This window comes from Chitinophaga sp. W3I9 (genome assembly GCF_050434025.1).
In the GTDB taxonomy this organism is placed as follows: domain Bacteria; phylum Bacteroidota; class Bacteroidia; order Chitinophagales; family Chitinophagaceae; genus Chitinophaga.
In genome coordinates, this window is record NZ_JBNPWC010000001.1 from 5,509,982 (window position 1) to 5,533,194 (window position 23,213).

11 protein-coding genes and 1 pseudogene are annotated in these 23,213 nt (G+C 50.1%); all 12 read right to left on the minus strand.

Annotated elements, in window-relative coordinates:
- Positions 1-158: 158 nt before the first annotated feature.
- Positions 159-1,298 carry a FecR family protein gene (locus tag QFZ51_RS22245; protein WP_429049015.1) on the minus strand — a complete coding sequence of 380 codons (1,140 nt, stop codon included), beginning with the start codon at positions 1,296-1,298 and terminating at the stop codon, positions 159-161.
- A 90-nt stretch (positions 1,299-1,388) separates the two neighbouring features.
- Positions 1,389-1,943, minus strand: coding sequence for a sigma-70 family RNA polymerase sigma factor (locus QFZ51_RS22250; RefSeq protein ID WP_429049018.1), 555 nt, complete (start codon positions 1,941-1,943; stop codon positions 1,389-1,391).
- A gap of 539 nt (positions 1,944-2,482) precedes the next feature.
- Complete coding sequence (locus QFZ51_RS22255; RefSeq protein WP_429049021.1) at positions 2,483-5,713, minus strand: S41 family peptidase; 3,231 nt, start codon at positions 5,711-5,713, stop codon at positions 2,483-2,485.
- 99 nt (positions 5,714-5,812) lie between these two features.
- On the minus strand, positions 5,813-6,970 hold the full coding sequence (locus QFZ51_RS22260; RefSeq protein WP_429049023.1) for a DUF4185 domain-containing protein: 1,158 nt from the start codon (positions 6,968-6,970) through the stop codon (positions 5,813-5,815).
- Between the two features lie 72 nt (positions 6,971-7,042).
- Positions 7,043-7,888, minus strand: a complete 846-nt coding sequence (locus tag QFZ51_RS22265; RefSeq protein ID WP_429049026.1) for a glycoside hydrolase — start codon at positions 7,886-7,888, stop codon at positions 7,043-7,045.
- 37 nt (positions 7,889-7,925) lie between these two features.
- Positions 7,926-9,479: a right-handed parallel beta-helix repeat-containing protein gene (locus QFZ51_RS22270; RefSeq protein ID WP_429049028.1), complete on the minus strand. Its 1,554-nt coding sequence runs from the start codon at positions 9,477-9,479 to the stop codon at positions 7,926-7,928.
- A 24-nt stretch (positions 9,480-9,503) separates the two neighbouring features.
- Positions 9,504-11,174, minus strand: a complete 1,671-nt coding sequence (locus QFZ51_RS22275) for a RagB/SusD family nutrient uptake outer membrane protein (RefSeq protein ID WP_429049031.1) — start codon at positions 11,172-11,174, stop codon at positions 9,504-9,506.
- Positions 11,175-11,202: 28 nt separating this feature from the next.
- Complete coding sequence (locus QFZ51_RS22280) at positions 11,203-13,998, minus strand: SusC/RagA family TonB-linked outer membrane protein (protein WP_429049033.1); 2,796 nt, start codon at positions 13,996-13,998, stop codon at positions 11,203-11,205.
- Positions 13,999-14,033: 35 nt separating this feature from the next.
- Complete coding sequence (locus QFZ51_RS22285; protein WP_429049035.1) at positions 14,034-15,761, minus strand: RagB/SusD family nutrient uptake outer membrane protein; 1,728 nt, start codon at positions 15,759-15,761, stop codon at positions 14,034-14,036.
- A 12-nt stretch (positions 15,762-15,773) separates the two neighbouring features.
- Positions 15,774-17,354, minus strand: a complete 1,581-nt coding sequence (locus QFZ51_RS22290; protein ID WP_429049037.1) for a SusC/RagA family TonB-linked outer membrane protein — start codon at positions 17,352-17,354, stop codon at positions 15,774-15,776.
- 26 nt (positions 17,355-17,380) lie between these two features.
- Positions 17,381-18,946 (minus strand): annotated as a pseudogene (locus QFZ51_RS22295) (SusC/RagA family TonB-linked outer membrane protein); the annotation flags it as partial.
- Between the two features lie 154 nt (positions 18,947-19,100).
- On the minus strand, positions 19,101-23,123 hold the full coding sequence (locus QFZ51_RS22300; protein WP_429051598.1) for a hybrid sensor histidine kinase/response regulator transcription factor: 4,023 nt from the start codon (positions 23,121-23,123) through the stop codon (positions 19,101-19,103).
- Positions 23,124-23,213: the final 90 nt, after the last annotated feature.

The window sequence follows — 23,213 nt, forward strand, 5'->3', positions numbered from 1 at the left end:
TTTTATGGATGAACATAAGACCTCCGCGTCCGGTGGACCTCATCAATTCATAACATGATATTACTGGATAGCTATCTGTGCAGACGTTAGCAAGCCTGGCAACATTGGTTGTTTCGCTGACGTTGGTGGTATCAGCTATGGTTGGTTATTGATTTAGCTTATGGATAAATAATGATCCGTCTTCCCTCCTCTACTTTAAAGTTAATTTTTGCCTGTGACAATACTTTTAACAATTGTTCCTGTGTAAGACTTCTCCCTATTTCCCCGGTAAATGTTTCTCCCGGTATTTTATCGCTGTATTTTACTTCTATATTATACCACCTGGACAACTGACGCATGACGGTAGGGATATCTGCCTCCTCAAAAGAGAAATACCCATTCTTCCAGGCGATGGCGCTGTTCACATCTACCCTGCCCACTTTTATGATCCCGTCGCCGCCGGGTGTGGCTTTTGCCTGCTGCCCCGGGTTCAGGTGGCGCATAGCGCTGCTTGTTTTTACCAGCACCGCCCCTTCCAGCAGGGTGGTATTGATGGTGCTTTCATCTTCATAGGCATTGATATTAAAATGCGTGCCCAGCACCATTACTTCCATGTTATTGACTTTCACCGTAAAAGGCCGTTCCACATCGCTGGCCACTTCAAAATAGGCCTCTCCTGTGATCGTCACCGTCCGCTCCTTTCCCGCAAACGCCGTAGGATAGCTGATAGAGGAGGCAGCGTTCAGCCATACATCCGTTCCATCCGGCAGGGTGATTTTATACTGTCCGCCGCGGGGCGTGCGCAATACGTTATAAGTTACCGCAGATGCCTCGGCTTCCTCGTTTTTATATACGATTTGTCCGTGCGTGGTTTTCTCTACTTTACTATTCCCTTGTACAGTGAGTACTCCCGTGCCGGCGCTGTCCAGGTTTACCACCGTTCCATCTGCCAGCGTGAGCGTGGCTTTATCGCCTCCGGGCATAATAATCGCCGGTTTATCTGCGACCACCTGTTTCTTACCCGACTGCCACACATAGAAGCTGCTGCCTGCCGTTACCAGCAATATGACTGCCGCTGCCACCTTCCAGCCGCTACGGCGGCGTATGGGCACTACGCGCTGCTCCGGCGCCGTTGCCAGCATCAGGCGATTACGCATCCGTTGTTCCATGGCTGTTTCGGTTTCCTCTACAGCTAAATGGGCTATTAAGGCATGCTCGTCATAAGCATTGTACCATCGCAGCAAACGGTCCTTCTCCTCGTCACTGGCCGCGCCGGCAAGGTACTTTTTTGACAGTATGGCCAGTTCATTCATTTCCATCCGTGATAATAATTTACAGGGTCCTATATAGTAATGTCCGGAAATAAGGGTGCTACCCTACCTCCGTCAAAAAAAAAATTATAGACATTCTTAAAAAAGGGCGTGAAAGTAGTTGCGGAATTGGAGGCGCAGTCGCTGCAGGGCTTTGGTAATATGCTTTTCCACGGCCTTTTCGGAGATCTTCAGTTCCGTGGCAATTTCCCGGTTGCTCATACCCATATTGCGGCTATAATCGAATACAATGCGGCATTTTTCGGGTAGTTGCTTTAATTGTTCCTGCATGGATTGCTGGAGGAAATGTAACTGGGCGGTATCGTCTGTCACCGCCTGAACAGCTTCGGGAAGGGCTTCCACCGCTGTAACCGGGACCATTTTCGATAATTGTGTAAATACAGCGTACCTGTTGGCAGTAGCCAGGTAGGCAGGCAACGACCGGATGATAGTTTGCGTCCTGCGCTGCCAAAGACCGGTAAGCACGTCCTGCACCACATCTTCCGCCAGCTCCCGGGAACGCAGGCGATCGTATGCCAGTACATACAAACGTTTCCAGTAACGGTTGTAAATTTCTGTAAAGGCGTTGTGATCATCTTTACCCATCAGCTGAACCAGCTCATCATCAGCATAGTAGGAGTACTCGGTCATCATCTCTTATAAAAATGCCTGCAAAAATTAATGATTGGTTGATCTTCAGAGATTGTTATGAACCCAAAGCTAAGGTATAAGGGGATGAGAAACAAGAGGCGGGAGGAAATCGGAAAATTGTTATTGGAAGAAACAGATTAACTTATTCAACACAGACAACTGGATGTAACGAATATGCAGCAAACCACATTTGGGAATTCTTTTGATGTATTCCGTAGGAAAGCGCCTACGTATACTTATTACCACAGGGATGATTAACGGATCTATTGACGGTTTTGGCGGTATCCTCAATGGTTACGCACTTGGATGGCCGGTTGTGGACCGGCCCAGGCAACAGAGAAATCCTTGACAGCAGGGATATACTCAGAGATGATGCTATTTGGGTTTGCCTTTCTGTGGCGGATAGTTTAATAAGTAATATGTACGGATACGGACATACCTGTTCAATTTTAATGATCTATAGTTGTTACAAACGAAGCGCTCAATAAACAAAAAGCCCCCGCAGCACACGCTACAGGGGCTTTCCTTATCATTAACCCATTTTATTTAATTTCCTGTAACATCTCCTTCACCGCCGCTTCTAACTGGGTATCCTTACCCGCCAGGAATTCTTCATACCGAAGCGGCACCCTGATGTCCGGTTCCAGCTGAAGGTTTTCCGTAGGGCGGCCTTCTTTACCGATAGTGCCAACCATTGGAATACCGAATACCATGGTTGGATCGATCTGTGTTTCCCACCAAACGGCGGTTCCGGTACCGGGTACCGGCATACCGATCAGTTTACCGAGGTTACCTTGTTTATAGATGTATGGGAAGATGAATGCATCGCTGTAGTTCCCTTCGCTCATGAGTACACAGCTCGGCTCCTGCCATTGGCCGGAGGGTTCACCGCCTTTAAGCTTTTCACCCTGTGGCGCAAACTCAAGGTATTTTTTACCGCTGAGGAAGTTGTACAGGTCGTCGTGCAGCCATCCGCCGCCGTTGAAGCGGGTATCTACAATCAGGGCTTTCTTATCGCGGTTGCGACCCATTACTTCGTCGTATACAGAACGGTAGCTGGCGTCGTTCATGCCTTGTACGTGTACGTAGCCTACTTTTCCGTTGCTGAGTTTATCCACCATTTCGCGGGTATTTTCCACCCAGCGTTTATACATGAGCGTACTTTCTTCACCGGCGGATATTGGTTTCACGGTTTCATCCCAACGGGCTTTGGTATCGGGGTTGTAGATGCTTACCAACACGTTGTTGCCTGCTTTGCGGTTCAGTAACGATGCCCAGTCGGTTTTAGCTGTGATGTTTTCGCCGTCTATTTTTTCAATGATGTTACCTTTCTTCAGTTTGCTGGAGGCTTTGTCGAAGGGACCACCGGCGATGATGTCATCTACTTTGAGGCCATCGCCTGTGGAGGTTTCATCATACAGCAAGCCTAAAGATGCAGTGGCGTCGCCATTCATTTGTTGCGGCGAGTAGCGGCCACCGGTGTGGGAGCCATTCAGTTCTCCGAGCAGTTCGCTCAGCAGCTCTTCAAAATCATAATTGTTGCTGATATGCGGGAGGAAGCGGGCATAGTTATCGCCATACATTTTCCAGTCGATGTTACGAATGGTAGGATCATAAAACTTCTCTTTCACCTGTTTCCATGCATGCCAGAAAATGTATTTACGTTCCTCGTCCTGGTTCAGCGACAGCTCAGTGCTGATAGACACCGGCGTAATTTTGCCGCTGTTGGCGTCTACTTTTACCACGCTGCCACGGTTACCGACAAAGAGCGTGTTGCCATCTTTGCTTAACTCGATGCTGCCGGGTGTACCGGCTAACTTGGCGAGGATCTTTGTTTCACCGGTTCTCGGCTCTGTTACCCACAGGTCGTACCCCTTCTCAAAAGAGGCCATGTAATATAGTTTGCTGGCATCTTTGCTCAGCACGTAGTCGCTGATGGAGGCGCTGTTGATAGTAAGTTTTACCTTCCTGTTTTCAAGGTTATTGAAATCGGGATGAAATCCCTTTTTCGCGTCGGCCGAATCTTTGGCCTTCAGCGTGGAGTCTTTGGCTGCTTTGCCGCCGGTGGCTTCTTTTTCTTTCAGGAGATTAAATTCGTCTTTCGACAGCTTATAGTTATCATAAGCTTCCTGGTCGAAGAATACGGCGAAGATATCTACTTCGCGGCTGCCTTGTTTGGCAAGTGATTTACGTCCTTCGCGGCTGCTGGCCCAGGTGAGCATTTTTCCACCGGCGCCCCATTTGGTACCGCCTTCGCCAAAACCGCTGTTCACGGGGTAAACGAATGCTCCTTTACCATCGGCGGGAATAAGCGTGGCATTTTTCGTGGTGAAATAACCCTGCTGGTCATCTGCAGCTATCCATTTGCCATCGGGGCTCCATTCAAAGCTCCAGTCGCCATCCGAGTAGGAATGGTTGCGGCCTGCGGGCAATAAGGTGCGACTTTTACCGGAGGCGATGTTGAATACCTTCAGGACATTGCGGTTTTCTATATAAGCAATTTCTTTTCCATCCGGAGAGAACAGCGGCTGGAATTCTTCTGCTGAGGTGGCGATCACCGGTTCTTCCTTCAGCAGGGTGGCAGCAAAAAAGTAAGGTTCTTCTTTGCGCACTTTGGTAGTTTGAAAGATGTCCCAGTTGCCGTTGCGTTCTGCTGCATAGATGATGCTTTTGCCGTCGGGCGACCACTGCACCATTCTTTCCTGTTGGGGCGTGTTGGTAATACGTTTGGTAAGATTGCCTTCCACGCTGGTAACAAACACTTCTCCCCTGGCTATAAATGCCATTTCCTTACCGTCGGGGCTCATGGCGAACTCGGTGGTGTTGCCGCTCACGGGTACATTTTTCACAATACCAGCCCGTCCATCATTAAAGATGCTTACTTCCAGCTTACGCGGTTGTTCGCCTTCTTTCAGCGTATATATTTCACCGTTATAGGTGAAGCAAAGGGTATTGTTATCTGCTTTGGACAGGTTACGCACCGGGTGTTTGGTAAACGTGGTGAGCTGCTGCATGCTGGCTTTATCTGTGAGAGAACCTTTGAAGAGGTTTTGTGAGATACCGCCTTTTTCGCTGAGATAATAAATATCGTTGCCATTGCCGAATACAGGTTCCCTGTCTTCCCCAACATACTCCGATACCTTTTCATAACTGCCTTTTGCAATATTCATTACCCAGATATCGCGGGTAACAGAAGATACGTGGTGTTTACGCATCGGATCTTCATATCCTTTCCGGTCCTGGAAGATGACTTTATCGCCTGCTTTGTTGTAATGCGCTACATCGGCTCCTGCGGCGCTGAGCAGTGTGGCGCGGCCACCGGTTACCGGAACGGTATACATGTTCCGGAACAGGCGGTACGGAAATCTTACGCTGGCGGCAGGCGCGTTGCGTGCGCTCCCGAAAAGTACCTGTTTGTTGTCGGTGGTGAAGTCGTACGGAAAATCGCCGGCGCTGTTGCTGGTAACACGTACCGGTGTGCCGCCTGCGGCGGGCATCACAAACACGTCGAAGTTGCCATAACGATCGCTCGCAAACGCAATGTATTTGCCATCGTGGCTCCATACCGGGAGCATGTCGTGGGCTTCATGAATGGTGAGTGGAACGGCCACTCCCCCTTTGGTATCTACCCGGTAAATATCTCCTTTATAGCCAAAGGCAATGGTGTTGCCGTCGGGAGAGATAGAAGGGTTCCTGAGCCATAGGGCATTTTCCTGGGCATAGGCAGTGGCGGCCATGAGGATGGCTGCACATCCGAATAATAATCTCTTCATAAGCGCTGATTAGATATCTGTTGTTAAGCAGCTAAAGAAAGCTGACGCGCCAATGTATAAAAATAACCGCTTTTTATCAAGCAAGATAGTGACCAGTGGTTATTTGAAGGTAAGACGGATAAACCGCGGGCGGTACAACTGTGGCTGGGCGGCCAGCTCATGAAGGAAATTGAACGCATTGACATTGTAGCTGATGAGCAGTTCACCCGGCTTTGATAAGTTGGGGTGCGCCTTGGCGTTATATACAAGGAAATGCTTGTTTTCCTTTGTTTCCGGGCATTCCCATATTTTGATGACCGGTCCGAAAGGCCCGGCAGGACTGAGACCCAGCCGCAGCCCCACTACAGGACTTATACCGTCCACCTGGAAGATGAGGGCATAACGGCCATCCTTCAACGGCGTTACACTCAGTTCATTGGAGGCATGTGCGGTTACCGCAGCCGCCTGTTGAATGTTCGCCGTCCATTGCTGCCCGTTCCAGTAGCGCCATCTTCCGAAATCCTCGATATCCGCTGGCAACACACGGGCTACGAGCACTTCTTTCTGTAATCCCTTTACGCCATAAACGTACACGTAGCCATCCGGGTTGGGCGCGCCTGCCCGGCGGGTATTCACGAAGATGCCGACGCCAAAAGTGATATGCTGACTGCTATCCAATGGCTGAAACAACGGCGTATCCAGTTGGCGGTGGTTGGCAAAAGGAGGCCGGCTACCGGGCGGCAACACAATAAGGGCATTGCCTGTTTCAGCAAAACCGAAAACTTCGCTGCCAATATTGCGGATACGGTAAGCTACTATGTAAGTGCTGTTTCCTTTTTCATGATTAACAAAACCGTCGCCCAGCCAGTAATAGTCGCCTTTAACCGCGGCAAGTGTGCGGGGTTCAAACATCGTTGCATCCGAATAGAAGCGGATATTTTTCTCCAGCGGCTCATTACCTTTCAGCATCGCCACGGAATTGTGGATCATGGTTACATCCGGCTGAAGTTTGCCATCCCGGATGGTGCCGGTCATGGTGTCGCTGAAAAGCAGCAGGGTACTGTCTGCCGCGCCGGCGGTATCTACCCCATTCACCGGAATGCTGAAAATGCCATCGCCGCCAAACCAGCCGGATTGGCGGATAAAGAGTGCGTTCCAGTCGTTCGCCGGCGCCACGCTATAAGACAGGTGCACGGTATCCCTGCTTTGCAGGGGCACGGTGTCCAGGCGGTTTTCCGCGCAACAGTTGCTGATCAGTAATGCCAGTAGCGTTATCATCTCCCGTAAATTTAATAAAAAAAGCCCTTGCAGTACAATATGCTGCAAGGGCTTTAGTCAAACTATTTATTACTACCAGGCGCGGTTACGGCCTACATAAATATTCTTCGCATTATAATAGGTATCTCCGGCGGGGCCATTGCTGCCACTGGAGCCTTCCATCTGCATGTTGATGATAATATACATGGGCTTGCCCACAAAGTTAGCCACATGCATTCCCTTCCATACGTTGTCGATGTAATAATGAATATTCACATCGGTAGCGCTCACCTTCGTGATCCAAACGCGGTAGTTATGCCAGTTGCCGGGAGATGATACATTGGTTAAGATACTGGACACATCCTGCCAGGTTCTGAAAGTATTCTGCCAGTTGGTGGCGTTCCCCTTAAACTCCAGGATATCGCTTTCCGGAGGCCAGCTGTTAACACCGGTAAGCCAGAAGGCAGGCCAGGAACCGGCTACAGACGGCGCCTGAAAATCTCCTTTTACTTCCCATTCGGGGAACTGGTCGTTGATCAACACCTGTGCTTTAGCATGCACAGCGCCACTATGGTAGTGAATGGGCAGATAAGGATCACTGCTGCTATTACCTTCGTTCCAGTTGATGCGGGCGGCCTTAATAGTAAGGATTCCTGCATTCAGGTAAATGTGATTGTGATCTGAACTGCTGCCATACATACGTGCGGTACCGTTATGATCCGATCCCCAGGGATAGAGATAGTTCCAGGCCGCTTCAAAGGCACTGTAGCTGGCAAACGAACTGTTGTCCAGTACGGTTTCCCACGTGAGTGCAGCAGCTGCCTCTGTTTTGGCCAGCGCTGCATTTTCAACCGGCTGAAGTTTGTCGGACGCCTGCTTGCCGCACGACAGGATCACGGAGCTGCTAAGCGCCAATAGGATTTTCATACTTGTTTTCATAAAGTGGAGTTTTTATGGTGAATAATAAAATACTTCCCTATTTTCCATCCACGCCTATATTGGGAGGTGTTAACAACAATGGGGTCCCATATAGATCCTTTACTGTTCTATCCGGCAGTGCGGCGCCCTTGTGCAGGGCAGGCGAACCCGGTTGCAAACGAAATGCTTCCAGCGCCTCCATGCCGTGCATGCCGGTTAACGGCGCTGCCCGGAACTGCGGATCTTTTGAAACCGCGGCTTTATCGGCCGGCCGGTTAAGATGCCTGCCAAAATAAAGGTTGTTGCTGTACACATTCCGTTTGCTTTTATTCATGATGTAGTCTGCCGTGCCGAGGGTATAAAAGATATTGTTGGCAAAATAGGTACTGTCGGCATACCCAAACCAGTTGCCCATTTCTACCAATGTGCTATCCATTTTAATATCTCTTTCTGGCAGGTAAATAACGTTGTTGTATATACGTGTATTTACTACGGGGCCGGTTATATGAAAAACCGGCGCGAAGCCCGCGTGTTTACCGGTGGTGCGCAAACCATCGTTCATGCTAACGTTGTAACGGATGATGGTTCCTTTATTGCCGCAGCTTTGCGGAGCATTGGCACTTCCATCGTCACATACCAGTACAAAGCCACCGTCGTTATCATGACTGTAATTATATTGTATCACGGTATTATTACAGTTCCAGTCGGAGTCGAATCCTTGTCCATCCCACGGCGCTTTATGATCGCTTACTTCATTGTATTGAATCAGTGCATTATCGCAGCTCCAGGGCCATATGCCGGCAGCCGATTCTGTATCAGGCAATAAGCGGGGGCAGTCCCGCATGATGTTATGCTCCACCAGCACACCGTCACAGCCGGTAGGCACAATTCCATCGCCGGGCACGCCTTCTATCAGGTTACCGCGGATCACCACATGCTCATTGGGAAACCAGTCTGTTCTGGACCAGTTGCCGTTTACCAGGATGCCGTTGCGCTGACAACGTTTAATGGTACAATCTGCCACCAGGATGCTGTCGAATTTCGAGCGGGTGTGCCGGCCGCCGTTACTGAAAATAATGCCTGCCCCGCCGCCGTCTTTCTTTACCAGGCTGCCGTTTACATCATGCACATCTACATTTTTGAGATAGATATTGGAAGCAATACCGTAGTCGGATAACTGCACCAGTATGCCCGCGCGATGTGCCTTCACATCCGGGCCGTAGTTGGAAATATCCAGGTTACGGATTTCCCAGCCTTCTGTGTTCAACAGGTATAACGTTGCCGGCATTACGCCATTACCCTGGATGCGTGGTTTGTATCCTTCTCCGTACTGGTCGATGGTGATCAGCTGTTGCGCGTGGCCGCTCCCCTGTGGCTTCAGCTGCCCTTCATAAATGCGGCCCGCACGGAAGCGGATCTGATCTCCCGGTTCAAAAACGTGGCTGTTCACCTGCTGTAAACTACGCCAGGCTTGTTGTTCCGACAATCCACTATTGGTATCCTTACCCGTAAGGGCATCTATATAATATGTATTGGGCACAGCAGCAACAGCAGGTAAACCCGCCATCATGGCAATTAATACGGCGCCCTGAAAAACCTTTCTAATATTCATTTCAGTTATCTTTTAATAATACATTTACCAGCCTGGTGTTTGCGCGAGGGCAGATGATTTCATTTTCTCCGCCTGTGGTATCGGATACCAGTACATCTTTGGTTGAAACACCCTTCCTTCCACTTCTGCTTTTTCATAAGTAAACGTATTAGCGTTCACACGGGTGATGTTTACACCATACACCGGTGTATTGAACAAGGCTACCCCCAGTTCCCAGCGGCGTACATCCCAATAGCGGTGTTCTTCAAAGGCCAGCTCCACCCTTCTTTCATTGCGCACCTTATCGCGCAGGGTGGCGGCATTCCATTGACCAGCCAGCAACAGCGGCATCTTAACGGATGCGCGGTCACGTACCTTGTTGATAGCTTCAAGGGCTGTTAAGCCAAAACTCTGCGGGTCCTGATCGGGGCCGTATGCCTCGTTCATGGCTTCCGCATAATTGAGATAGATTTCACCAAGACGGAAGAGGATCCAGGTATGCACGCTGGTTTTATTCTGTACCAGGTCGAGGTTTTCATCCACATACTTTTTCAGGTAATAGCCTGTTTTGGTAGCACGGTCTACTCCTCTGCCTTCGCGGCCACCGGTAAATGCCTCTACGGCGCGTCCTTTCCACTGCGAGTTATTAAGGATCACGGTCATGGCTAAACGCGGATCCCGGTTATCGTACGGATGCGCTACCTGAGCTGGATTACTCCAGTTAAAAGTACTGCCGTCGGTCATTTCATAGGCATCTACCAGGTTTTGCGTGGGCGTGGTGCCACTGCCGCCGCCATCATAACCAATGGGATAGTTGGCCCGTTCAAAGCCATTGCCGGGTGCATAGCGGTGTGCAAAAATGATCTCTTTGCTGGTGGTGCTGCGGAACAGTCCACGGTAATCATTTTCCAGCTGATACGCATTCAGGTCAATCACCTCTTTTGCTGCCTTTGCAGCGGCTATCCATCGCTCCTGTAAATTTCCTTTGTTATTAAGGCTGCTCGCATAATAAAGGAGCATGCGGCTTTTCAGCGCCAGTGCTGCGCCTTTGGTAGCCCTTCCCAGATCGTTATCGGGAACTGTTACCGCCAGGTGCGCAGCAGCAGAATCGCATTCCGAAGTGATAAACTGCACGCATTCATCGTAGGTGTTGCGGGGCAGGTTGAGGCTGTCCGACAAGGCCAGTGTTTTAGTAATGAGCGGTACGCCGCCATAGCGGGTTACCAGTTCAAAATAAAAGTAGGCGCGCAGAAAACGGTTTTCATAACGCCAGCGCTCCAGGTCGGCCGTCATGTTGCGGTAAGTTTGCTGTGCAGTGGCATCGGGATTCAGCTTATACATGTTGAGGTCCACATTACCGGATTGCTCCAGGTAAAGATTGGTGCGGCGTATAGCCGTATAAGTGGTATTCCAGTTATCGTCCGGATTTATGTAGGGGTTCCAGCTGCCGTTATTATAGCGTTGAATGGCGCTGCCTTCCCAGGTAAATTCTGCATCATCGGTAGCTGCGTCGAGCATGGCATTATCCAGCCGGTTAAAGCCATCGGGCAAAAAGCCATAAGTGCCTATAAGGAAATCACGTGTTCTGGCGTAGGAAGAAAATACTTCATCCTTCGTTAGCTCCGTACTTATCTGCCTGTCCAGGAAATCTTTCTTACAGGATGCGGTGATGAGTGTAACTACTCCTGTAAAAAATAACCAAAACTTATATTTCATAACTTGAAATTTTTTGTTGAGATGATGATCATAATTGCACCCGTACACCAGCGTTCATGGAACGCATAGCAGGATATCCGCTGAGTGTTTCAGGATCAGCAAAATGAATATGGTCCAGCGAAAACACATTGGTGGCGTTCACATACAGCCGTAGTTGCTGCATCCGGATGCGCGACAACAGCGAGGCAGGGAAAGTGTATCCCAGTTCAATGTTGCGCAGTTTTATAAAGCTGCCGTTGCGCTGCCAGAAGTCTGTGGAGCGGTAGTTGTTATCATTGGCTGCAGTAGTAAGCCGCGGATAGGTAGCGGTAGCGGCAGTTTCCGGCGTCCACCGGCCCATCGCAATGGGCGCTGCTTTTGCATCATTTACAAAAGCCCATACCAGCGGGCCGGATAACATAATGCTGCGGTTGGTGACGCCCTGGAAAAATGCATCCAGGTCAAACCCTTTGTATTGTACGCCCAGGTGCAAACCGAAAGTCCACTCCGGCAATACAGGTTTGCCAATGGCTACTTCATCATAAATATCGATGATGTGGTCGCCGTTCTGGTCTTTGTATTTGATATCGCCGGGTTTTACCGGTGCAAAGATCTGTTGCGGGCTGTTATTTACATCTGCCTCATCTTTAAAGAACCCGATAGCCTGTAATCCAAAAGGCTGCCCGATGCTTTGACCGGTGCGGTTAAGATAGGCATAGGGTTGTTGTGCTTCTGCCATATACAATATTTTATTCCGGGCGAAAGCTGCGGAGGCAGTAGCAAAATAACTGAAGCTGCGTTTTACTTCGCTCTGGTATCCCAGTTGCAATTCAAAGCCCCTGTTCTGTACGCTGCCTACGTTTTCGGCTGGCAGGCCCACGCCTATATAGCCGGGAACAGCGCCGTATCTTTCCGCCAGGATATCTGTTCTCTTTTCGTTGAAGATATCGAGCATCAGGCTGACTTTATTATTCAGCAGCGAAGCATCTATACCAATATTGGCCCTGCGGTCTTTTTCCCAGGTAATGCCGGGGTTCGCGAGACTCCCTTCATCCATACCACCGGCATAATGATTATCCGTGCCAAAGTAATATCCTCCGCCGCTGTTGTAATACTGGCTGTAAGGAAACCGGCGTCCGCCCACCTGGTCGTTGCCCACCTGGCCATAAGAGGCCCGTAGTTTCAGGAAGCTGATCCACTCTGCCTGTTGCAGGAAGTGTTCTTCAGATAAGATCCATCCGGCGGATATGGCAGGGAAAAAGCCAAAGCGTTTGCCTTTAGGGAAATTTTCGGAACCGTTGTAGCCAAAGGAAAAATCGCCGATGAATTTTCGTTTATACGCATACGTTATCCTGCCGGCAGTACCCTGATGTGCATAGGGAACGTTATTACCGGATATGGTATAAACATCCTGCTGGTAAAGTAACAACGCATCAATGCTATGATCACCGAACGTACGGTTATAGGTAAGATTATACTGGGTGTTGGTGCGTCTCCACTGGTCGTTCACCCCATCGTTTTCCACGATAGTGGTGTTATCGCCAAACTTGTTGTAGATAGTGTCTCCTGCCGGGTTCCTGAGTAGTTGAAATACGGCGAACTGCTTGGTTTTATCGTCATTTCCCTGGAACCAGTTATTGAAAGATACTGCTGCACCGGCTTTTAATCCCGGTGTAATCTGATCCAGGACATAGCTGAGGCGCATGGTCGCCTGCAGGCTGCGGGCGTGCGTGGTAGCTACACCACGACCCAGTACCAGTCCTACGGGGTTACCGCGGTATACCGAGGTGCCGCCGTAAGAGTTATCGGGATTGCGTACCGGGAATGCATTGGGCGGTATCAGCATCATATTGTTCCATATTTCCGGGGCGCCAACGCCGGGATAGCTGCGATCCTCCACCCTTCCGGCCAGGTCCAGCGACGTACTTAAACGCCGCGTTACTTTAATATCCACGTTGGAGCGGAAATTATAACGCAGGAAATTGGCGTTGGAGCTTTCTTCTCTTTTTTTATCGGTGTTCTTATACAGCCCGGTGTTCTTCAGTACGTTCAGCGATACAAAATAGGTAGCGTTGCTGTTGCCGCCGGTGAGGTTCAGGTTGTACTCCGACATGGGCGCGGACTTCTTCAGCACTTCATCATACCAGTTTACATCGGGATGAAAATATTTATCGTTGCCGCTTTTGTAGGCGTCCAGGTCTGCGGGTGTGTACTTGTCTGTTTTACTTTCATTCCGCAATGCCTCGTTGTAGAGGGTGGCATAGTCGTACGACCCAAGGAAATCCGGCAACCGTTGCGGGCGCTGAAAACCGGTTTGTGCGCGGAAGGAGATTTTAGGTTTGCCGTTGAAGCCTCTTTTGGTGGTCACCAGCAATACGCCATTGGCGCCGCGGATACCATACATGGCAGTAGCGGTGGCATCTTTCAGCACGGTGATGCTTTCTATTTCATCTGCTGCCAGCTGATCAAAAGGACTTTCAAATCCATCTACAAAGGTAAGGAGTCCTGACCCTCTGTACGAACTAACGCCGCGTATGGTCATGGATGGCGCATCATAGCCTGGTTCACCGCTGCCCTGCATAACGGTGAGCCCAGGTACACGGCCATACAGGCCATTGCTCAGGGTGGCCGCGGCTGATTTCCGTAACACGTTGCCGTTCACCCGTCCATAGGCGCCGGTTACTTTCCACCACGCCTGTTCGCCATATGCCACAGGTACCTGCCGGGAGGTATCTGCAGTTGCCGAGGCAGAGTCGGCAGCAGATTGTGCCAATGCCGCAACGGACAATAGTGTACCCGTTGCCGTTAGCAAAGCTGTTCTTTTTATTTTATATATGCAGTTCATTGTTTCAGTATTGAAGTTTACAATCGGGCATGGAATTACCAGCCTGGGTTCTGGATCATGTATTGTTTGTAGATTTCCACATTGGGGAAAGGATACAGGTACATTTTATCGTTCCACACCCTCTGTTCAAACACTACCTGGTCGAAATGAAATTCGCTGCTGCCGGCAATAGGCTTCAATCTCAGGCCATACATCTTTCCATTCATCACCCCTTCGTCGCCGGCAATTTTCCAGCGACGCACATCCCAGAAGCGATGTTCTTCAAATGCCAGTTCCACGGTGCGTTCATTTCGTATGGCCGTTCTCATTTCTTCTTTCGTTTTACCTGAAAGTGCAGGCATGCCGGAGCGGGCGCGCACCGTGTTGATGGCAGTATACACTTCTGTAACGGGGCCCTGCGCTTCGTTCAGCGCCTCTGCATAGTTGAGATAAAATTCGGCGAGGCGGAATACGGGCCAGTTGATGGTGGCGCCGTAGGTAGACCAGGTTACGCTGCGGGGCAGGAACTTATGCAGCCATTGTCCGCCGCCGCGGTCGCCGCCATGCAGGGCAGGTTTGCCATCTGTTTTGATGTACATCTGCACGGCTCCTATTTCGCTGTTCCAGTTGGCGCCGTTGTATCCTATTGATTGTGCAAAGCGGGGGTCCAGCGAAGCGTACATGGCATTGGCGTTATCGCCGGATTCCGGCCAGGTTTGAGCGCCACCGGTTTTCTTTTCGTACAGTTTCACGAAGTTCATCGGCACAGAAATACCATACCAGCCTCCGTACATATTCACGGGCATGGTGAAGTTGAAATAGTCGCCATAAATGCCCCACCAGCCGCTCGATTTATTCGCGAGGATGATTTCCGCGTTATCCGGCTGTGACCACACGTACTCATAATTCTTATCCGCGCCAAACTCGGTGATCAGGCGGCAGCTCCCGGTGGGCGCCCAGTCGAGCACCGCTTTGGCGGCATCCGCGGCCTTCTGCCAGCGGGCAGCATCGTAGTTATGATAGCCCACCAATGTAGCGATAGCGTCGGTGGTGGCTACATATGGGGTGGCGCTGTTGAACAACGGACTTGCTGCATACAACAGCACGCGCGATTTCAATGACAGCACCGCGCCTTTGCTGATGCGGCCCCGGAGGAAACCTTCCTGTGCAGGCGGCAGCCCGGTTACAGCAGCATCACAATCGGCCACGATGAAATTGATACAATCTTCCAGTTTGTTACGCGGCAGTTTCAGATCGTCGCTATTGAGCAAACGCCTGTCTACAATAGGCACGCCGCCATAACGCTTCACCAGTTCAAAGTACTGCAGGGCGCGCAGGAAACGCGCTTCTGCTTTCAGTTGTGTCTTATATTCCGCGGTGGCATCCGGCACACCGTCGATGCGCTCCATAAAAATATTGGCTTTGCGGATGGCTTTATAGTGCGTATTGAAATCATCTTCCGGGTTATCGTTGGCGTTCCATTGCCCTTCGTTAAAACGGTTGGCGCCTGGCCAGCTGTCCGCAATATCCCCTTCATCACAGGCCGCCGCCAGCACACCGGCTACGATGCCGCCGCTGCTCGAAGTACTCCAGCCGGTAGGTAATCCTGAAGGCATGCTGTTGCCATATACATCATACAGAAATGTTTCTGCATTCCTGATCTTTGAAAAAATAGTATCTTCTGTAATATCCACGGATGGCGGCTTCTCAAGAAAATCCCTTGTGCAGGAAAAGAATGCGCCCAGCAGCAGACTTAATATGATATAGTATTTTACTTGTTGCATAGTTTGTATTTTTTAGAACTGCAGATTCAACCCCACGTTGTATACCTTTTGTTGCGGATAAAACTGCCCGCGGCCATCCGGCGCTTCAGGGTCGTATGTTTTCAGGGACGACCAGGTAACGAGGTTCATGCCATTGGCATATACCCGTACGCTGCCGATCTTTGCGCGTTTCAGGATGCCATCCGTAAAGGTGTAGCCCACTTCCACGTTCTTGAGTCGCAGGTAGCTGGCATCTTTCAGCCAGTAGCTGGAACGCTGATAGTTGTTGCCGGCAGGGCTTTGCGACAGGCGGGGAAACGTGATGTTTTCACCGGCCTTATACCGTTCTTCGTTCCAGCGCTCCATGTGTACCGACATTGCATTGCGCCAGTCGGTGTCAAATGGCCATGCCGCCATTTGCTCCAGGTATACGGAAGCTTTGCCGGCGCCCTGGAACAGCACCGAGCAATCGAATCCTTTATAGGCTGCACCGAAGGAGAAACCATAAATAATTTGCGGGAGCTGCGAGTAACCGATAGGCATCTGGTCGTCGTTGTTGATGACGCCATCACCATTCACATCTTTATAGCGGATATCGCCGGGCTGGAGGGCATCCCTGCCGTTGGCGCCGGGCGCATAGGACGACTGTGGTCTTTTTGTATCATTGATCTCGTCCCAGGAATTGAACAGTCCTTCTGCCACCAGGCCAAAATACTGACCTACCGGGTTACCGGTTTCGTTTTGATAGGCGTATACCCGCGGAGCTTCATCTTTAAATTCTATTTTATTACGGGCAAAAGAGTAGTTCGCTTTTACCCAGTAGTTCACTTTGCCAGCATAGTCGTTGTAGCCGGCATCCAGTTCAAACCCTTTGTTGTTAACCCTTCCCAGGTTATACGCTGGCAGGTCGCTCACTCCTACAATGCCCGGCACGGCGCCGCGCATAGCCAGGATATTATTACGTTTTTCCTGGAAGTAGTCGCCGGTGAAAGACAACCTGTTGTTCAGCAATTTCATTTCAAGGCCGATGTTGGATTTCTTGGCTCTTTCCCAGGTGATATCCGGGTTACCGAGTTTGCCTTCGTAAGAACCGCCATACCATTGGTAAGAGGAACCTACTTCGCCGAAATTGTATCCACCGCCGTATGCGAAAGAAGAAGGAAGGTAGAGGAACCGGGAGCCGCCATTGAAGATATCGGAGAGTTTATCGTTGCCCACTTCTCCATAAGATCCTCTTACTTTCAGGAAGGTGAGGTATTTATTCTTTGGAAAGAAGGGTTCATCTGAAGCCACCCACCCCAGGGAGTAAGCAGGGAACCAACCAAATCTTTTGCCCTCGGGAAAGTTTTCAGAGCCGTTATAACCCATGTTAAACTCCACCAGGTAGCGGCTTTTGAAGTTATAGGTCACGCGTGCCGCCATTCCGAGGTAGGCGTTGGGTACTTTATAGGTGAGCGTAGGTGCATAGGCTTTACTCTGATTATACAGCAGTAAGCCGGTAACGTTATGCGATCCAAAACTGCGGTTATAATCCACTGCCAGCTCACCATATATTTTGCGGCGCTTGTCGTATCCTTCGCTGAAGCCGAGGGTGGTTTCTTCGCCCTGCGGCACATAGAGGATATTACCGGCGTTGGCCGGGTCTTTACAGCGAGGTAGGTAACGTTGTTTTTAGAGCGCCTGATAGAGTGGCTGTACCAGCTATCGTAAGCGATGGTACCACGGGCCGATAATCCAGCCGTTATAAAATCCAGTTTATGGTTCAGGATAACGGAAGAATTCACATTGCTTTTAAACAACTGCTGGTAGCCTGCGTTCAGCATGGTGAGCAGCGGGTTCCTGCCGTTTACGGCGCCGGAAATCGTGACCAGCTTACCATCCACAATACCGGGGCTGCTGAAAGGATTGGCCGACAGCACATCAAAGAAGATATCGCCGGCAGATTTGGCCGGGTAATTCTGATTCTCTACCTGTCCGCCGAGGTTTACTTTTACGGTAAACAGCGGGGTTACATCAAAATCGAAATTAGAGCGGAAGTTATACCGTTTGTATTTTGGATTGGCGCTGAATTCGGGGTTATAGTCGGCATAGCGGTAAGCCCCGTTCTGTTCAAAATAGCCGCCTGAAATAAAGTATCTGGCCAGCGAGGTGCCGCCGCTGATATTCAGGTTGTGCTGTGATTGAAGGGAATAAGGTTTCAGCATCATATCGAACCAGTCGATGCTGGGATGAAACACGGGGTCCTTGCCGGATTTAAACAGTTCCAGGTCCTCTTCCGTAAAATAAGGCTCCTTTCCGTCGTTTTTGAGCGCTTCATTTTTCAGGGTGGCATACTCATAGCTGCTCACCATTTTGGGCAGCTGGGTAGGGCTTTGCCGGCCCAGGTTGGAAGTTAAGCTCAGCTTGGGAGGCCCCATTTTGCCGCGGCGGGTGGTGATCAGGATTACGCCGTTGGCGCCCCTCACACCATATACCGCTGTAGAAGAGGCATCTTTCAAGATATTGATGGTTTCTATTTCGTTGGGATCTATCTGGTTGATGTTGGAGCGTTCAATTCCATCCACCATGATAAGCGGGTCCGACCCGGAGCCGGCATCCAGTGTGCCGATACCGCGGATCTTCAGGCTGGAACCATCCTGGCCCGGTTCGCCGCTGCGTTGTACCGCAATAAGGCCTGGCAGGCGACCCACCAGCATGTTGGATACGTTGGCAACGGGGGATTGTAACAGATCTTTTGTACCGATGGACGCCACAGCGCCGGTAACGGTTACCTTTTTCTGCACGCCGTATCCCACCACCACCACTTCCCCGAGGTTCTTTTCGTCCGGCTGCATCTTTACATTTAAAACTGCTCCGCTGCCCAGCGATACTTTGCGGGTAATATACCCGATACAGGAGAATACCAGCACCCGTTTGCCCTCCGGCACATCTATGCGGTAATTGCCATCCGAATCGGCCGAAGTGGATTTCTGGGTACCTTCTACCACGATGGTAGTGCCTATCAGGGCGCTGCCTTTTTCATCGGTTACCTTACCGGTAATGATGACGCCGGCCGGTTTAACGGCGGCAAAGGTAAAGAGAGGTAATGAGGTCAGGGACAGGAGGACAACATAAGTTATCCGTAAAAAAGACCGCACACTACAGTAGCTTTTTTTCATAACGTTGGGTATTGACTTTTGAGAATGACGTGGCTGTATGCCCCGCATTACATTGGTTGACAGGGGTAAAATTCGGATGAATCATCCTGAATCATGGGGGAGAGATTCGCCTATTTAGGGGGAGAAATTGGGAATAAGGCGCTAATATTCAAGGGATTTTGATTCCGGGAGATAGCTACCCGCATTTCTATCTCCCGGAAATTTATACCTGCTTCTGGTTATCAAACTTTTTACGGTATTTCCGGATATAGGCAGATGGGTTCATCTCGAACACCTTACAAAATTGCTCCCGGAAATACTTCACGTCGTTAAATCCTACCTGGAAGGCGGCCTCATTTACATTGCATCCGGTATTAATGAGCAGCTCTGCTGCTTTCCTCAACCGGATGAAACGGATAAACTCATTTACGGAGTGGCCGGAAATGGATTTCACCTTTTTATAAAGGGTGGAGTGACTGATCCCTATTTCGAGGGCGAACAGTTTAATGTTGAAGTCGGGGTTATCAAGATGCTTCTCGGTAACAGCAATACAACGGTGCAGGAACTCCTTGTATTCTGCCGATATTTTCTGGTTGCCGGTGTTCAGCGTGATTTCCTTGTAAAAATATTGCTGCAGGGTGTTGCGGCTGCGGATAATATTGGTAATGCGCGCCACGAAGAGGTCTTTGTCAAATGGCTTGCTGAGATAGTCGTCGGCCCCGCCTTCGATGCCTTTTAATTTTATTTCGGGAGAAGAGCTGGCCGTAAGCAATACCACAGGGATATGGCCCAACGCCGGATCCGACTTTATCTGGCGGCACAATTCAATACCGCTTTGTCCTTCCATCAGCACATCGCTGATAATGATATCGGGCAGGTGGCGGCTGGCCAGTTGGTAGCCCTCCCCTCCTTCTGATGCCTCATAAATATTGAAGGTTGCCTTGAAAATGCTTTTGATGTAGTCGCGTATCTGGCCATTGTCGTCTACAATGAGCATGCTGGGGCGGGGCGACAGCAACACGTCCAGGGTATCTTCCGCAGCAGCTTCTTCTGCTTCCATCAGTGCCAGGTCATCTTCTTCCACCAGTTCTTCCAACAGCGATTCCATTCCGGCAGTTTCTTCGAAAATCGTATAGCCCTGCAGGTGATCCCTGCCCTTTTGCAGGGTAATCGTAAAGGTGGTACCGTTGCCCGGCTCACTTTCATATGCCACGGTACCTTTATGCGCCTGTACAAATTTTTTAACGAGATATAATCCTATACCGAAGCCATTTTTCAGGGAAGTATCTTTTTCTGATACCTGGTAAAAGCGTTCAAAGAGTTGATTGCCTACCTGGCTGGGGATGCCGCAACCGCTGTCGGCAACGCGGATGACAATACCTTCGGGGAGATCCGACAGCGAAAAATGGATGCTGCCGCCGTCGGGCGTATATTTAAAGGCGTTAGACAACAGGTTAAACAAGGCCACTTCTATTTTCTCGCGGTCGGCGTATGCCATTACCTGTTCCGCGTTACAGATGAAGTCGAACTGCAGTTTCTTCATGCCAGCCTGGTGAGTAAAGCAGAGATACACTTCCCGGCAGATAGCGGCCATGTCCAGGGGCACAATTTTCAGCTGGGCTTCTTCCTGGTCGGCTTTTCTGAATAGCAGGAGCTGGTCTACCAGGCTCAGTAAGCGGCGGGCATTGCGGTATACGATGGTGAGGTCCTTGCTTTCGATTTGCCTGCCATCGCTGTAAAGGAGTTCTTTTACAGGATTGATAATCAGCGTGAGCGGGGTCCGGAATTCATGCGACACGTTGGTAAAGAACGAGAGTCTTTTTTCATGCACTTCTTTTTCTTTTTCCGACCGGATATGCGACAGTTCTATTTCATACCGGAGACGGGCCTGCCTGCGCTGGTAAAAGCGATAAGCGTATAAAAGGCCGCCGGTGAGTAATGCGTATATGATGTATGCCAGCCAGGTGCGGTACCACGGAGGCAGCACTTTAATTTTGATGATCCGTTCCTGCGGATTCCAGATGCCATCTGCATTGGTGCTTTTTATACGGAAGGTGTAATTGCCTTCATGCAGGCGGGTATAGTTGGCGGTTCGTTGTGCGTTCACATAGTTCCAGTCGTTATCCCAGCCCTCCATATAATATGCATAGGCAATCTTATCCGGGGAAGAGTATTCCAGCGCTACATAGTCGAGGGAAAATACGGCCTTATCATAGGGCAGCACCAGTTCATCAAGATAACTTAGCGACTGGTGGCTGCTTTTGGTATGTTCCGGATCATATGGCGTGTTGGAAATACGTAGCCCTGCGATGAGCAGCGGCGGGAAGTCGTTTTTTTCCGCGATGGCGGCAGGGTCAAAAATGTTAAACCCTTTGATGCCGCCAAAAAGCAGTTCTCCGGACGACAGGCGCAATGATGCGTTGTAGTTGAACTGGTTGCTTTGCAATCCGTCGGACTCATAAAAGTTTTTACATTGCCTGGTGGACGGGCTATAGCGGCAGATGCCGTTGTAGGTACTCATCCACAGGTTTCCTTTATTATCTTCTTCAATATTAAGGACAGCGTTATTGGGCAGTCCTTCCTGTTCTGCGATGGTAGTGGTTTTACCGGTGCGGCGGTCAAACTGCACGAGTCCTCCTCCTTCGGTGCCTATCCAGAAATGGCGGGCATTGTCTTCACAGATCGCCCGGACGTTGAAGTCCATATTATAATACTGGTGCTGCCGGTTTTTCGTGTCCGCTTTTATGAGCCTGTTGAAAGTGCCGAGCCAAAGGTCGCCGGCTTTATCTTCCGCGATGGTGATAATATCGCGGAGGCCGGGATCAAAACACTCGAAGCGGTTGGCAGTTTTGTTCAGACGGTAGATGGTGCCTCCCATGCATGCGCCCGCCCATAGGTTATCCTGACTGTCGAGATAGAGTTTCCAGATGAACTTATCTTCATAACCATTAAGACTGCACGGGTATTTTTCAAAGGTATGCGTTGATCTGTTATAGCGGTTGATGCCGCCGCCGAAGGTGGCCACCCAGATATTATTATCCTCGTCTTTTACGATACTGGTAACATTATTATTACTGAGTGAACCGGGGCTATTGGCTTTGTGGACAAAGGCGGCATAGGTGTTTTGTTTCCGGTTCCATACAGAGATCCCGCCGCCGTCGGATCCTATCCAGATATCTTTATTATCATCTTCACAAAATGAAAAAGCAAAATTCGCTGCCGGGCTATTACCGGGTAAGGGATTGGGGGTGATGGTAGTAAACCGGGATTTCTGTTTATCTATAATATTAATGCCTCCGCGCAGGGTACCGATCCATTTGCGTTGGTCACGATCTTCATACACCGCATACACCGCGTTGCTGGTAAGGGAAGATTTATCTTTCCCGGTTTGAAGTTGCCAGGCGGTATCTTTTTGTGCCGGCATTACAAAAATGCCATCTCCATCGGTAGCTACCCACAGCTGCCGGCTGGCGTCGATCGTTAAGCTGATCACTTTACTATCCTGCCGGCGGGTGGCCGCTAATGACCGGGAAAGGTTATTGGTGGCGGGATTGTAAAGGTAAACGCCTTCGTCGGTGCCCATCCATAATTGCCCGGACGCATCAGCGATCAGGCAATTCCCTCTTTTCTGTTGTCCGTTTACCAGGATGATCTGCTGTTTATTTTCATCATAGCGGCAAAGTCCTACGTTCTGTACGATGAGCCAGCACCGGCCGTGGGCATCATTCACGATAGCGGGAACGTTGTTGTTGACAATGGTATTGACACCTGCCAGCGGGATTTGCCGGGCGAGGTTGCCAGCTGGCGGATAAACAAGGAGACCATGATTGGCGGTGCCCATTAGCACCAGCCCTTTCCGGTTGGTGACGATGGTATATACTTCTGAAGAAACGGGCAGGGTATCGCCTTTTGTCCAGCTGCGGTAATACACCGGCTGGAATATGCCTATTGGACTATTCAACCGGTTCGCACCATGTTTGGTACCTACCCACATATAGCCTGTAGAATCTTCTGCGATGGCAACGATGCGGTTATTGATCAGGGAGTTCGGCACTTTGAGCTGCTGCCGGCTTACTTTGAAGCTATAGCCGTCGAAACGGTTTAGTCCATCGTAAGTTCCAAACCACATAAAACCATACCGGTCTTTATGTATGCAGGTAACGGAATTATTGGACAGTCCCCGCTCAATGCCGAGATGACTGATAGGCTGTTGCTGTGCCCGCGCTTCACTGCGTATGAGCAGCATTGCCACGACCAGGGATATTACGCTAACCAGAATATGAGTACGTGAATTGGTATAGATCACTGCTTTCTTCTTTGAAGATGCTGTTTAATA

Bases quoted from the DNA above. Each gene is read 5' to 3' on its own strand.
- QFZ51_RS22275 (WP_429049031.1), bottom strand. From the start codon at position 11,174: ATGAAATATAAGTTTTGGTTATTTTTTACAGGAGTAGTTACACTCATC.
- QFZ51_RS22255 (WP_429049021.1), bottom strand. From the start codon at position 5,713: ATGAAGAGATTATTATTCGGATGTGCAGCCATCCTCATGGCCGCCACT.
- QFZ51_RS22250 (WP_429049018.1), bottom strand. From the start codon at position 1,943: ATGATGACCGAGTACTCCTACTATGCTGATGATGAGCTGGTTCAGCTG.
- QFZ51_RS22260 (WP_429049023.1), bottom strand. From the start codon at position 6,970: ATGATAACGCTACTGGCATTACTGATCAGCAACTGTTGCGCGGAAAAC.
- QFZ51_RS22265 (WP_429049026.1), bottom strand. From the start codon at position 7,888: ATGAAAACAAGTATGAAAATCCTATTGGCGCTTAGCAGCTCCGTGATC.
- QFZ51_RS22285 (WP_429049035.1), bottom strand. From the start codon at position 15,761: ATGCAACAAGTAAAATACTATATCATATTAAGTCTGCTGCTGGGCGCA.
- QFZ51_RS22280 (WP_429049033.1), bottom strand. From the start codon at position 13,998: ATGAACTGCATATATAAAATAAAAAGAACAGCTTTGCTAACGGCAACG.
- QFZ51_RS22300 (WP_429051598.1), bottom strand. From the start codon at position 23,123: ATGCTGCTCATACGCAGTGAAGCGCGGGCACAGCAACAGCCTATCAGT.
- QFZ51_RS22270 (WP_429049028.1), bottom strand. From the start codon at position 9,479: ATGAATATTAGAAAGGTTTTTCAGGGCGCCGTATTAATTGCCATGATG.
- QFZ51_RS22245 (WP_429049015.1), bottom strand. From the start codon at position 1,298: ATGGAAATGAATGAACTGGCCATACTGTCAAAAAAGTACCTTGCCGGC.